Consider the following 13,964-nt stretch of genomic DNA (forward strand, 5'->3'; position numbering starts at 1 on the left):
GCAGGGCTCACCAGCTGTTTCAGTGACGTGTTCTGTGTGCCGCTGACCCGTTAAGAATTCGAGTTGCGGTGCGTTTCTTCCTTCGGAGAAAAACGCACCGTCTCGTTTTCGCCTTCCAAGCGCTCGCCGGTGACTGCCGACTTCACAAGGTTGGCAAGTTGCACAATCATTCCGCTTCCGGAGGAATCCCAGTATTCAGCTGTCTCGGCATCGACACGCAACAACACATTTTCTGGATTTTCTGGCCCGCCTTTGAGCCACGCATCTGTGAAGGTGCCCCACAGTTCTTTCAACTTTTCTGGATCATTCAAGACGCGTGCGGTGCCAGAGACAGAAACCCAGGACCCAGAGCCCGCGAATGCCAGATTCACTCGCGGGTTCGTGGACAAGTGGCGCACTTTCGCTGAATTTTTCTCAGTGATGAACCAGAAGGTTCCGTTCACTTCGGCTTCCTGGGTTGCCATGGGGATGGAGACAAGTCCGCCGCTTTTATCGACCATTGTCATCATCGCCACGCGTGTGTTTCTGATCAGCTCGGCAACTTTGGCTTGCCGCTGCGCGATACCAGTTTCTTCTTCCACCAGGGGCCTCCGCAATCACAACAGGTTTAAAACTGCTTGTGTGTTTGATATGACCCGAAAATATCTGGATTAAGCGAAGACATCAGAAACATATCGCTCGTGTTCTTGTTCCATTGAAGTTAGCCATTCCTGTGCCTCATCGATGGAGATGTTTTTCGCCTCCGCGCAAATACGCGTGCACACGTCACGAACCGCTGGCGCCATACGTTCACCGTCTCCACACACAAACAGGCTCGCACCGTCGTTGACCAGGTCGATGATGTCGGCGCGATCGGCCCACATGCGATCTTGTACGTATCGCATAGGTCCTTCAGGGCCTTCTTCAGGAGCGCGTGAGAAAGCTGGCCGGATATCAACAATTCCTTCTTGCTCCCAGGCCGCGAATTCCTCGGCATACAGCAGGTCGGTGTTGGGGCTGTGGCAGCCAAAAAAGAGCAGCGTCGGGGCGGGGGTGACTCCTTTTTCTTGAGCTTGCAAGGCGCGTTGTTGCACGAACCCGCGGAACGGTGCGATCCCTGTTCCAGCGCATGCCATGATCACAGGAGTTGTCACGTCCTGGGGAAGATTATTTGCCATGCTGCTGCTACGCACACTTACCGGGATTCTGGCGCCAGGGCGGGTGCCAGCCAAGTATGACGAGGCCACCCCGTGGTGCTGTCCACGCCCTGAACGCGCAGGTTCGGACAAGTGCGCGACAGTCAACGTGACGTGGTCACTGCTCCACAAAGGCGAAGAACTGATTGAGTACTGCCGGGTGCTCAATGGAGTGAGCATGCTCAAGAAACTCGATAGAGAAAGAGAAACTGAACGAAACTCTTCCAATAAATCCAGCACGGATCGACGTTTCTCCAGGATTTCGGGTTCGTAGTTTTCTTCTTCAGCGAGGAAGAGAAGTTTTTTCTTTTCCGGTGGGCAAGAGCAGACATCAGCTAACTGAGAGATGTGGCGTCTGCTGGCAGGGCGGGACAGTTCGACGTATTCGGCGAATAATTCACCTGCCGAAATAGGTTCATCCAGGGGCAGCTTGGTAGAGATTTCTTCGCTTGATTCGATGAGTAAGCGGGTGTCATAGGCGAGGTCAAACCGGTTTAGGACGCGGTCTACAACTGAGGCAGGGTTCAACGGCAAAACAACTAGGTAGTCGCCGGTGTGGTAGGTCGCTCCCGGGGGTAGCGCGATTTCTAGGTGGCGTTTGCTGCGGCCCCCGGGCTGAGAAGTGTCGACAAGTTCTCGGTTGGCCACGACTGTGCCAAAACCCAGTTCCGAAGAAGCGAAGATAGGGCTGCGTCCCTCGCCCAGAACCTCGACATGCAGTCCCGCGTTGACGGTGTCCGGGGTGGGGGTGGCGACTCCGAGTGCGTGAGCGACAGCGGGCCACATCGACTCCTGCCACGTTTCGAAGTCACCGAAGAAGTCACCTTTGACGTTAGCTTCACCGCGTTCTAGTAGCCGTTGCGCGCCAGCTGTTTGCAGGCCCTCGTCGATGATGGTGGGGATGCGTTGATAGGTGCGAGCCCAGTCGGTGTTACCGCAACCGAACACAGCGAAACGTACTCCACGCAAAGAATTCGGGGCTTGCTCGCCTAACCAACGCACAAAACGGCGCGCATTGTCTGGCGGCTGACCTTCGTAAGAGGCGGTGACGATGAGGGTTGCGCCGTCGCGGCAGAGATTGTCGATTCCCTCATCGAGAGGGTGAACGGTTGGGGAGTAGCCCAGGGTTTTTGCTTTTCCAGCGATTTGATTCGCGAAGGCTTCACAGGTCCCTGCGTTGGAACCGAAGAGGATCTGCACCGGGGTGCCGTGCGCCTCAGCGATCGTTTCCGGTGCGGTTTCGGTGACATTTTCCACCGCGCTAGTGACACGTGCTGAACCGACACCTTCACGGCGCCGTAGCCGCACAAATAGGCCATCAGGTTTGAGAGTGAGGGTTTCTTTAATTTTGAGGGTGTAGGTGGGGTCAGACCAGTCGATATCGAATCGCTGCAGGAGAAGGGCAAGGACGAGCTGTGCCTCTTGGAGAGCAAAAGCGCGGCCAAGACAAGAGCGTTGGCCGTTACCGAAGGGTTTCCATGCGTTGGCGGGAATGTCTTTGGCGCGTTCGTACGAGAACCGGTCTGGGTCGAATCGTTCTGGGTCTTCCCACACGGTGGGGTCACGGTGAAGTGATGGAGTGAGCACCATGGCGGTCTCGTCGGGATGTATTTCGAACTGGTCTGCCAGCAGAGTCGTTTCGTACGGGTGGAGGGCAAAAGCGGGTGCGGTGGGCCATAGGCGCAGCGTTTCGCGCAGGATTTGGTCTAGATATCCCAGCTGGCTGAGGTCTTCATATGTGGGGAATCTTCCTTGCAGCACGGTATCGACGAGTTCGCGTGCAGTGGCCATCACCTGCGGGTTACGCAGTAGCTCGTAGACAGTGAAGCTCAGTAGCCCAGAGGTGGTTTCGTGCCCAGCAATCAGGAACGTCACCATTTGGTAGCGGACGTTTTCATCAGAGAGCCCTTCACCTGTCTGTGGGTCGCGGGCTTTGAGCATGGTGTCCAGAATGTCGCTGTTGCCGTTGGGTAGGGGAGTGGCCTGACGTTGCGTGATGAGCTTGCCAGCGATTTCTTTCATGACGCGGATGTTTTCTGCGTACCGGCGCTGGTGAACCACCATGAGTCGGTTTTGCAGAGGAATGCGACGATTTTGTTGTCCGGATTCGTTGAGCGCTTCCACCATTGCGTTCACGAAAGGATGCAAGGAATCAGAGTAGAAAGAGTTGAACCGGTAGCTAAAAGAGCACAAGGCGATTGTGTCTAGGGTCAGCCTGATGAAATCGTTAACGACGTCGATGTCGGCGTCCGGGCCGAGCCTTTCCCACTTCAGCATGAGTTGTTCGGCGATGTCGCTCATGCCATCGAACATTCCCCGCAGTGCTAAAGGTGAGAAAGCAGGCATGAGGATTCGGTGAGCTCTGCCCCAGTTTTCTTCCCCGGTATAAGCAGTAAAAAGGCCGTCCCCAGCAAAGGATCGAATGTTTTCCAATGAGCCATGTACGCGTTTATCGAAACGGGACTCATCGCAAAGTTCATCAGTGAGTTTAAAAGAAGAAACAAAATACACTGCCGGCTTTCCAGGGAACTGGTGACGGAATATTTCTCCATACTTTTTAGCCAGCTCCATGCTCGCTTGAATCGGGCGTTCGGGATCGAGGGCGTGGAGAGTGCCAGTGACGGGGCGGACTTCAGGTCCAGGAACGGAAGTGATGGTCATGGAGCTTCCTCTCGCATGTCGGAGTCGCTCGAGGCGAACGGCTGTAAAAGCCTCGGCATCTACAGGGATGCTGAGCGACTCGCGGGAGCATATCGGCGTGCAAGGCAAGCGGCTTTATTGCTTTTTGCTGTAGTACGCGATATGCGTGTCAACCTTGATGGTTTGCTGCAGGAGTCGGATGAAGCGCAAGGCTTGGGGGCTTCGATGCCAACTATGTGATCGCAAGGTGAGTTCGCTGCTCCGCTTGCGTTCTAGTGTTGTCAATACGTTCGTATCGTAGTGGCGGGCGAGTCTACCGCCGCGGTATGGCACGCCCAGAAGCGGTGCGGGGTAGGAGCGTAAGGCCCGTGGTCACGAGGAGTTTTTCGGGTGAATCAGTGGCGCCGCTCGCCACCCTGAGCCTATGGTGAAGGAAAATTGTGACTTCTTCTTCTTTACAAGAAAAGGTTTTACGTGATGAGTAAATACGTTCCTTGGATGAAAGCTTCAGCGCCGTGGGTTTTATTGGCTGTGGGCTTGTATATGTGGTTCGGAACGGGGGAACCGCTGACGGGAATACTATTTTTCACCGTTGCCATCATGTCGTGGTCAGAAGAAGAAACAGTGGGTAACCCCGCGGGCATATCTGGGGAAAATCCCGACGTAGCTGACATTAAGAAATACCGAGCTGAACACCCTGGCGCCACGATCACAGACGCCATCCGGGCCCTGCAAGCACGTCAATGATGTGTGAGTAACCTGCGCGCAGGCCCGGCAAGAGGTGACCAGGGGATAGTCATCGAACTCAGGGCCTTGTGTGCACTATCTGTTCAGAGAACCAAGAAACCTCCAGGCCGAGACAAAGTCTGACCTGGAGGTTTGTTGTGGGCCCCGTCGGGCTCGAACCGACGACCAGCGGATTAAAAGTCCGATGCTCTGCCAACTGAGCTAGAGGCCCGAAGCGCTTGACGCCTTACGCTGCGCGAACAGTGTAAGACAACGCTTCAGAACGCCACAAAGTGGAAGTTCCGCACCTACCGTACAACTTTTCACTCGCAGAAAGCACATCGGGCATCCGCACTGTGATCAGCGCCCCGCGAACGACCCGCTTCAGGGGTCAAAAAAGTGGCCCCACCCAATCTGTTAATGATAATGATTATCGCAGTCTCTGCCAGGAGGGACCAGGACACCCGGAAGGAACCAAGTGCCACCCACCACTCGACATCACACCCTACCGTGGTGCCTAGTCCTCGCGACCATCCTCATCGCCGCCATCCTCATCTCCACCGCAAACGGCCCCCTAACGGTCCCACCCCTGGACGCCGCCCGCATCGTCATCGGACACCTCATCCCCAACATGCCCTGGATGAGCGACGGAAGCATCACCCCAGCCCAAGACCAAGTCGTCTGGACCTTCCGCCTACCCCGAACCCTGCTAGCCGCCCTCACCGGCGCATCCCTAGCCCTGGCCGGCGTCATCCTCCAAGTCACCGTCCGTAACCCCCTCGCCGAGCCCTACATCCTCGGCATCTCCTCCGGCGCAGGCCTCGGAGCAGTCCTGGCCATCGTCACCGGAAGCACCGCCATCACCGGCCTAGCCCTGAACACCGCCGCCTTCGCCAGCGCCGCCCTAACCATCGCCGTCCTGTACTACCTCGCCCAAAAACGCGGCATCATTGCCCCCGCCCGCCTCATCCTCGCCGGCGTCGCCCTCGGATCACTGCTCTCAGCCCTCACCAACTTCCTCATCACCACCACCGACGCCCAAAACATCTACAGCATCCTGCACTTCCTCCTCGGATCAGTCTCCGCAGCCAGCTGGCAAACCCTGCCCGCCACCGCAGCAGTACTAGCCATCGCCCTGATCGTCGTCGGCACCCGAACCCGCGCCATGAACGCCCTGACCACCGGCGACGAAACCGCCACCGCCCTCGGCGTCAACGTCCCCCACCTACGCCGCCTCCTCCTAGCCATCACCGCCCTCCTGACCGGTGCCACCGTCGCCGTCGCCGGCGGAATCGGCTTCGTCGGCCTCATCATCCCCCACACCACCCGCATGCTCATCGGCGCAGACCACCGCCGCGTCATCCCCATCGCCACCCTCATGGGAGCCACCTTCCTCACCCTCTGCGACCTCGCAGCACGCACCCTGTTCCAACCCATCGAAATCCCCATCGGAATCCTCACCGCCGTCACCGGCGCACCCTTCTTCCTCTGGCTCATGCGACACAAAGACATCTGACACCATGGACCTCACCTTCCACGACCTACGCGTCGACCTCGGCGGACACACCATCGTCAACAACGCCACCTTCACCGTCCCCACCGGCACCACCGTCGCCCTCCTCGGCGCCAACGGCTCCGGAAAATCCACCCTCCTACGCACCGCCTACCGCGTACACCACCCCACCAGCGGCCACATCACCGTCAACGGCGACAACATCCACACCCTCACCTCCATCGAAGCCGCCCGACGCATCGCCGTCATGACCCAAGAAACAGGCACCGACTTCCCCCTCACCGGAATCGAAGTCGTCCTCCTCGGCCGCGTACCCCACCAACGCGGATTCGGCGCAGACTCACCACAAGACCTCGACATCGCCCACACCGCCCTACGCGACGTCGGCGCACCCCACCTAGCTAACCGCACCTTCGCCGCCCTGTCCGGAGGCGAAAAACAACGCATCCTCCTGGCCCGCGCACTCACCCAACAAACCCCCGTCCTCCTCCTGGACGAACCCACAAACCACGCCGACCTCGGCTTCCAACACGACCTCCTCCACATCGTCACCAGCCGCGGAGCCACCGTCCTAGCCGCCCTCCACGACGTCAACCTCGCCCTGGCCTACACCCAACGCGCCGTCGTCATCCACAACGGCACCGTCCTAGCCGAAGGACCCACCGAGACCACCCTCACCACCGAACTCATCGACCAGGTACTCGGCATCGAATCAGTAGCCCTCACAGACCCCCGAGGCGGCACCGTCCTCTCATTCCGCCGCCGCGTCACCCAACCATCCCCCCACAACACAGACAGGAAAAACACATGAAAAACCGTGCCCTCGCCGCCACCGCCGCGGCCGCCCTCATCGGCTCACTGACCCTCACCGCCTGCGGCCAAGGCGTCAGCAACTCCTCCGTCAACAACGGAAAAAACGCCGCCCAAATCACCAACTGCGGTAAAGCACACACCTACCCCGCAGACCCACAACGTATCGTCGCCCTCAACCCAGGCCAAGGCGACCTCATCGCCCGCCTCGGCGCAGCCGACCGCGTCACCGCCATCGCCCAAACCAACGGCGCCCCCATCCCAACCAGCCTCACCGCCAACGGCCACAAACCCACAGTCCTATCCGACAGCGCCCCACCCACCAAAGAACAACTACTAGGCACCCAGCCACAACTCGTCCTCTCACCCACCACCTACGAATTCACCGCCGAAAAGGGCTACGCCACCGAAGACCAACTCCGCCAAGCAGGCGCCGAGGTCTACATCGCCGCAGCAGGCTGCCTCGACCGACGCGGCAAAGCTGACGTCACTGACCTCCTCACCGACATTGACGCCCTCGGCAAAATCCTCGGCAAAGACAAAGAAGCCCAAGAACTCCACAACAAAGCCCAAGGCATCCTCACCGCTGCCACCGAACGCGCCAAAGACCAAACCAAACCCAAAGTCGCCCAACTATTCATCGAAGGCGACACCATCTCCGCCATCGGTGGCGGCGTAGAACACTCCATGGTCGCCGCAGCCGGAGGAGACAACGTCTTCAACCCCGACGACCCCGCCTTCGCCAAATTCTTTGCCGCAGAAATCTCCCGCGAAACACTCGTCGACAAAAACCCCGAAGTCATCGTCTTCTCCTCCACCGGAAAAGACCACGAAAAACGCACCCGCGAATGGCTCACCAAAAACTTCGCCAACGTCGAAGCCGTCAAAAACGACCGCATCGTCGCCCTACCAGCCGCCGAACTCCTCCCCGGAACCTGGGGCAACCTCGACGCCGTCACCAGCATGAACGAAGCCTTCTACCCCGCGAAATAACCACCACACCCCACTAAAAACCCCGTTGAGCCCCCTCCACCTGGAGGGGGCTCAACGCGTATAACCACCCAACCCCAAACCCAAAAACAGAACCACCCAAAACATCACCAACATCACACCGTACGAAAGAAATTCACACATAAAGTGGTCCCAAAAAATCACGCCCCACCAAACAACACTCACCGAAAGCCCGCCCCACATGCAGGCATACCTACTCGCACGCAACCCCAACCACTCACTCACCCACGGCTACCTCCCCGCCGCCCACCGCCTCGGCCTACACACCACCATCCTCACCGACCACCCCCCCACCACCAACACCCGCATCATCAACTGCAACGTCCTCAACCACCACGACGTCATCGCCACCATCAGCAACCACCCCCACCCCGACGTCATCCTCAGCAACAGCGACCACCTCCAAACCCAAACCGCCCTCGCCGCCGCCTACTACAACCTCCCCGGCAAAGACTGGCGCGCCACCCTCCACACCAAAAACAAAGCACTCATGCGCCGCCAACTCGCCCACCACGGCGCCGGAATCACCACCACCGAACTACCACCACACACCCCCACCAACACCATCCACGCCCTCCCCATCACCTACCCCTGCGTCATCAAACCCCGCGAAGGCGTCGCCAGCGAAGACGTCATCCTCACCCACACCCCACACCACCTCACCACCGCCATCAACACCATCCGCACCCACCGCCCACACGACACCCTCCTCATCGAGGAATACCTCCCCGGAAACCTCTGCACCCTAGAAACACTCGGCGACAACCACCACCTCCACATCCTCGGCGGCTTCCACACCACCACCACCCCACCCCCTACTTCATCGAAAAAACCTGCACATACACCCCCGCACACCCCACCAACATCACCAACCAAGTCCTCCACCAACTCAACATCCTCGGCGTCAACTTCGGCGCCTGCCACACCGAATTCATCGTCAACAACGGACACGTCCACCTCATCGAAGTGAACTACCGCTCCATCGGCGACCAATGCGACCTCCTCCTAGCCGACCTACACAACATCCCCTACTTCGAACACGTCTGGCGCACCCACCTAGGACACCCCCTACCCACACACCTACCCCTACGCACCAACATCGCCGCCCGCATCGACTGGCCCCACGCCACCACCCCCGGCACCCTCACCGCCGCCCCCACCGCCCACGAACACACCGACGGCACCACCCACCTCACCTACACCCCCCTACGCAACATCGGCGAAACCCACCCCCTACACCACACCAACCGCGACTACCTCGGCGTACTACGCACCACCGGAACCACCACCACCGCCGTCAACACCGCCGCAGAAAAACACCTCGCCACCCTCACGTGGGAAATCACACCATGACCCCCACACACCACCCCACCAACCCCAACGAAACCCACCTCATCCACCGACTCCTCGACACCTTCCTACGCGAAGACATCGGCAACATCCGCACCGCATCCACCCTCGAAAACCACCACGACGGCCCCTGGCTACGCCGCACACTCACCCCCACCACCGACCTACTCATCCCCGTCCAACCCACCCAGTTCATGTGCCAATGGCGCACCCGCCCCATCCACCCCCGCATCGACCCCGGCCCCCACATCACCACCTACCCCCACCTCCTCACCACCATCACCCCCCTCCTAGACAACGACACCCGCAACGGCCTAACCACCCTCGCCACCGAATGCGCCCGCCACCTCACCACCACCCACATCCACGACACCACCCAACACACCCTCCACCACCACCTCACCACCACCCACGGACCCGACACATCCACCTGGTACGGCCCCCACGCCTCCCTTGCCTTCGACGCACTCGCCGCACGCACCGAACACCCCGTCTACCCCACCAGCCACGCACGCACAGGACTCACCCCCCACGACATCCACAAATACGCCCCCGAAACCGCACCCCACATCCACCTCCGCTGGCTCGCCCTCCCCACCGAAACCCTCACCACACACCCCGGCACCACCACCCCCACCCGCACCGACATCCCCGGCCTAGCCCCCCACGAAACCGCCCTACCCATCCACCCACTAACCATCGGCCCCCACCTCACCAACGCCCTCACCACAACAGGCCTAGCCACCACCGCCCACCTCCTACACACCCCAGGCCCCGAAACCATCCCCACCCTCTCCCTACGCACCCTCGCCCTGACCACCAACCCCCTCACCCACCTCAAACTCCCCATCACCACCGCCACCCTCGGCAACCGCAACACCCGCACCATCACCCCCGGCAGCCTCATCGACACCGCCACCGGCCACCAACTCATCCAACACATCGCCACCACCACCAACAACCACCACATCCTCCACGCCGACGAACAAAGCTACGCACACGCCAACCACCCCCTCCTAGCCTGCCTAGCCCGCCAACTACCCACCACCATCACCAACTCCCTCGTCCTACCCCTAGCAGCCCTCACCGCCACCACCCCCACCGGCCGCCTCGTCATCGACGACCTCGCCGACCGCCACACCAACGGCAACCACACCACCCTCCTCACCACCCTCTGGGACACCCTCCTCACCTGGCACATCACCCTCCTCGACCACGGCATCGCCCTCGAATCCCACCAACAAAACATCTCCCTAGTCATCGATCCACCCAGCCACACCCCACACCCCCCACACACCACCCTGCCCAGCGGCCACCACATCCGCCTCCTCTACAAAGACAACGACAGCCCCCGCATCTACACCCCCCCAACTCCACCAACACCTCACCCCACCCCACCACCCCACCTTCAACGACCCCCGCATCAACGCCTGCACCCCCCACCAACTCACCGACATGTTCACCACCATCACCCTCCACCTATGCTGCGCCGCCCCCGCCATCCACCTCGAACACACCGGACACCTCACCCCCGGAACAAGCCTTCCCCTCCTACGCGAACGCCTCGAAAAAGCCACAAACACCATCACCAACCCCCACACCCAAAACCTCATCCGCACCCACATCCTCAACGCCCCCACCCACCCCATCAAAGCCATGCTCACCGCAGGCACCCTCCTGCCCAAACACCGCACCCGCCACCACGCCAGCGACATCAACAAGTACTACCTACCCGCACCCAACTACCTCACCACCACCTCCTAAACCACACCGCCACCACCAAGGACACCAATGACCACCACCGACACCGACATCACCCAAACCACCCTCATCGACGCCGACACCATCACCACCCACACCCTCCTCAACTGCCTCACCAGAGAACTCTGCGGCCCCAACAACCACCTCCACACCACCAACAACCACCTCCACATCACCCTTCCCCACACCAACACCCAACTACGCATCCGCATCCGCCACACCTCAATCACCGGCACCCACCGATTCCACGGCCCCCTCCACGAACACCACAACAACACCTGGCAACCCATCAACGCCGAACGACTCGCCCACCTCATCAACACCGAACTCACCCACCACACAGGCCACCCCAACGACGAATTCATCGACCAAGTCCGCGCCAGCCTCCACCACATCCACCTCGCCACCACCCACCACACCAACCACACCCCCACACCGGAACCCCCCACCTCAACTACATCAACTCCGAACAAACACTCATCCACGGACACCGCTTCCACCCCACCCCCAAAGCCCACACCGGCTCCGACACCCACTGGCACCGCTACGCACCCGAAGCCACCACCTCCTTCCCCCTACGCAACCTCGCCATCCGCGAACACCTCATCCACGAAGAAACCGCCCACGACAACGCCACCAAACCCCTCGACCGCCACGCCCCACCCACACCCCACGGCTACCGACACCTACCCGCCCACCCCTGGCAATGGCAACTACTCGCCACCAACCCCACCCTCCAACACGCCCTCACCCGCCGCGACATCATCGACCTAGGACCCGGCGCCCGCCACTGGCACCCCACCGCATCAGTCCGCACCCTCTACAACGGCCACGAATTCCTCAAATTCAGCCTCGCCATCCGCATCACCAACTGCATCCGCACCAACGCCACCTACGAACTCACCGGCGCAGTCACCCTCACCAAACACCTCAAAAACACCCTCGACACCCTCCACCACACCCACCCCAACACCACCATCCTGCGCGAACCCGCCTACCGCACCATCGCCCTACCCAACCCCGACGGCACCACCAACACCACCCTCTTCGAAGGACTCAGCGTCATCCTCCGCGAAGGCCTCCAACCCCACCTTCAACCCAACGAAACCCCCTACCTCGCCGCCGCCATCGCCGAAGAACACCCCCACTCCACCGCCCACGCAAGCCACCTACTCCACAACGCCACCCCCGAGACCATCCGCACCTGGTGGCAGACCTACAACAACCTCCTCATCCCCACCGTCCTCACCGCCTACCTCGACCACGGACTCATCCTCGAACCCCACCTCCAAAACGTCATCGTCTGCGTCGACCCCACCGGCACACCCACCCGCATGATCTTCCGTGACTTCGAAGGCACAAAACTCCTCCACCACCACCACACCGAACTACTCAACAACCTCCCCACCCACATCGCCACCCCCCTGACCTACACCCCACAACAAGGCTGGAACCGCATCACCTACTGCCTCTTCACCAACCACCTCACCGAACTCGCCGCCACCCTCACCGACATCCACCCCCACCTCGAAACCCACCTCTGGAACGACACCCGAACCACCCTCCACAACTACGCAGACCAACACAACAACCCCCAACCCCTCACCGAACTCCTCAACGGCGCACCCCTACCCGCCAAAGCCAACCTCATCACCCGCTGGAACCGCCTACCCGACCGCCAAGCAACCTACATCCCCATCACCTCCCCCCTCACCCCCAACCACCCCCAAACCACCCCATGAACACACCACCAGCCATCACCCAACTCGCCCGCAACCTCCACCACACCCAACTACCCGCCTACATCTACGACCTCCCCAGCCTCCACAACCACATCACCACCATCCGCGCCGCCCTCCCACCCAACCTCGAGCTTTACTACGCAACCAAAGCCAACCCCGACCCCCACATCCTCACCACACTCGAACCCCACATCGACGGATTCGAAGTCTCCTCCAGCGGCGAACTCACCCACGTCACACAACACACCACCCAACGACCCATCGCCTTCAGCGGCCCCGCAAAAACCGACACCGAACTCACCACCGCCATCAACCACAACACCCACCGAATCCACATCGAAAGCATCAACGAACTCCACCAACTCGCCCACCTCACCAACCCCAACCACCCAACCAACATCCTCCTACGCCTCAACCTGCCCAACCCACCAACACAACCCCACCCAACCGGCCTCACCATGGCCGGCACACCCACCCCCTTCGGCCTCGACCCCGAACAAACCCACCACGCCCTCACCCTCCTCACCAACGGCACCTACCCCCACCTCCACCTCAAAGGAATCCACACCCACCTCGCCAGCGGCCTCAACGCCACCGATGCCCTCACCAACGCCCACCACATCATCAACCACACCACCACCCTCAGCCACCAACACAACATCCCCCTGAACGAAATCGTCCTCGGCGGCGGCATGAACGTCGACTACACCAACCCCCACCACCACTTCGACTGGAACACCTACGGCACCGGACTACACACCATCCTCACCACCAACCCCCACCTCACCCTACGCATCGAACCCGGCCGATCACTCACCGCCTACTGCGGCTGGTACATCACCGAAGTCCTCGACGTAAAAACCAGCCACGCAAGCACCGTCGCCGTCGTCCGCGGCGGCACACACCACATCCGCACCCCCGCCACCAAAAACCACAACCAACCCGCCACCGTCATCCCCATCAACCACTGGCCACACCCCTGGCCCCGACCAACCAGTCCCACCACACCACACCACGCCATCGTCTCCGGACAACTCTGCACCCCCAAAGACATCCTCTCCCGCACCATCCCCACACCCCTACGCGCCGGCGACCGCATCGCATTCAGCCTCGCCGGCGCCTACGCCTGGAACATCTCCCACCACGAATTCCTCATGCACCCACACCCCACCACCCACTACATCCACACCACCTAACCCACCCCAACAACACGGCCGTGCCCCACCACCAGAGGCC

General features: G+C 60.6%; 10 protein-coding genes and 1 tRNA gene. 8 read left to right on the forward strand and 3 right to left on the reverse strand.

Annotated features, from left to right (window positions below):
* Positions 1-50: 50 nt before the first annotated feature.
* Positions 51-581: a pyridoxamine 5'-phosphate oxidase family protein gene (locus tag DXZ77_RS00700; RefSeq protein WP_258553053.1), complete on the reverse strand. Its 531-nt coding sequence runs from the start codon at positions 579-581 to the stop codon at positions 51-53.
* A gap of 69 nt (positions 582-650) precedes the next feature.
* Positions 651-3,944, reverse strand: a complete 3,294-nt coding sequence (locus DXZ77_RS00705; protein ID WP_371666935.1) for a bifunctional cytochrome P450/NADPH--P450 reductase — start codon at positions 3,942-3,944, stop codon at positions 651-653.
* Positions 3,945-4,292: 348 nt separating this feature from the next.
* Between DXZ77_RS00705 and DXZ77_RS00715 the strand changes: the two genes are divergently transcribed.
* Positions 4,293-4,562, forward strand: a complete 270-nt coding sequence (locus DXZ77_RS00715; RefSeq protein ID WP_115029179.1) for a hypothetical protein — start codon at positions 4,293-4,295, stop codon at positions 4,560-4,562.
* 138 nt (positions 4,563-4,700) lie between these two features.
* Here DXZ77_RS00715 and DXZ77_RS00720 read toward each other — a convergent pair.
* Positions 4,701-4,773: transfer RNA gene (locus DXZ77_RS00720), tRNA-Lys, on the reverse strand.
* A gap of 246 nt (positions 4,774-5,019) precedes the next feature.
* Here DXZ77_RS00720 and DXZ77_RS00725 point away from each other — a divergent pair.
* The 7 genes from DXZ77_RS00725 to DXZ77_RS00750 all read left to right on the forward strand — a co-directional run bounded on the left by DXZ77_RS00725 (position 5,020) and on the right by DXZ77_RS00750 (position 13,924).
* The gene (locus DXZ77_RS00725) at positions 5,020-6,057 is read left to right on the forward strand and encodes a FecCD family ABC transporter permease (RefSeq protein ID WP_115029181.1); all 1,038 of its coding nucleotides are present in this window, start codon (positions 5,020-5,022) and stop codon (positions 6,055-6,057) included.
* A gap of 4 nt (positions 6,058-6,061) precedes the next feature.
* Entirely contained in the window at positions 6,062-6,865 is an 804-nt protein-coding gene (locus DXZ77_RS00730) for an ABC transporter ATP-binding protein (RefSeq protein ID WP_115029183.1), read from the forward strand.
* Entirely contained in the window at positions 6,862-7,857 is a 996-nt protein-coding gene (locus DXZ77_RS00735; protein ID WP_115029185.1) for an ABC transporter substrate-binding protein, read from the forward strand. The genes DXZ77_RS00730 and DXZ77_RS00735 overlap by 4 nt, the downstream gene beginning before the upstream one ends.
* 199 nt (positions 7,858-8,056) lie before the next feature.
* The gene (locus DXZ77_RS00740; RefSeq protein ID WP_220181568.1) at positions 8,057-8,845 is read left to right on the forward strand and encodes an ATP-grasp domain-containing protein; all 789 of its coding nucleotides are present in this window, start codon (positions 8,057-8,059) and stop codon (positions 8,843-8,845) included.
* Positions 8,842-9,228 carry a hypothetical protein gene (locus DXZ77_RS12140; protein ID WP_220181569.1) on the forward strand — a complete coding sequence of 129 codons (387 nt, stop codon included), beginning with the start codon at positions 8,842-8,844 and terminating at the stop codon, positions 9,226-9,228. The genes DXZ77_RS00740 and DXZ77_RS12140 overlap by 4 nt, the downstream gene beginning before the upstream one ends.
* Complete coding sequence (locus DXZ77_RS00745) at positions 9,225-12,728, forward strand: IucA/IucC family protein (RefSeq protein WP_115029187.1); 3,504 nt, start codon at positions 9,225-9,227, stop codon at positions 12,726-12,728. The genes DXZ77_RS12140 and DXZ77_RS00745 overlap by 4 nt, the downstream gene beginning before the upstream one ends.
* The gene (locus DXZ77_RS00750) at positions 12,725-13,924 is read left to right on the forward strand and encodes an alanine racemase (protein WP_115029189.1); all 1,200 of its coding nucleotides are present in this window, start codon (positions 12,725-12,727) and stop codon (positions 13,922-13,924) included. Before DXZ77_RS00745 ends, DXZ77_RS00750 begins: the two co-directional genes overlap by 4 nt.
* The last annotated feature ends 40 nt before the right edge of the window (positions 13,925-13,964 follow it).

The organism is Dermatophilus congolensis, from assembly GCF_900447215.1.
GTDB classification, from domain to species: Bacteria; Actinomycetota; Actinomycetes; order Actinomycetales; family Dermatophilaceae; genus Dermatophilus; species Dermatophilus congolensis_A.

What these genes read in the sequence shown, in the direction of transcription:
- DXZ77_RS00715 (WP_115029179.1), top strand. Translation starts at nt 4,293, where the DNA reads ATGAGTAAATACGTTCCTTGGATGAAAGCTTCAGCGCCGTGGGTTTTA.
- DXZ77_RS00730 (WP_115029183.1), top strand. Translation starts at nt 6,062, where the DNA reads ATGGACCTCACCTTCCACGACCTACGCGTCGACCTCGGCGGACACACC.
- DXZ77_RS00735 (WP_115029185.1), top strand. Translation starts at nt 6,862, where the DNA reads ATGAAAAACCGTGCCCTCGCCGCCACCGCCGCGGCCGCCCTCATCGGC.
- DXZ77_RS00740 (WP_220181568.1), top strand. Translation starts at nt 8,057, where the DNA reads ATGCAGGCATACCTACTCGCACGCAACCCCAACCACTCACTCACCCAC.
- DXZ77_RS00745 (WP_115029187.1), top strand. Translation starts at nt 9,225, where the DNA reads ATGACCCCCACACACCACCCCACCAACCCCAACGAAACCCACCTCATC.
- DXZ77_RS00750 (WP_115029189.1), top strand. Translation starts at nt 12,725, where the DNA reads ATGAACACACCACCAGCCATCACCCAACTCGCCCGCAACCTCCACCAC.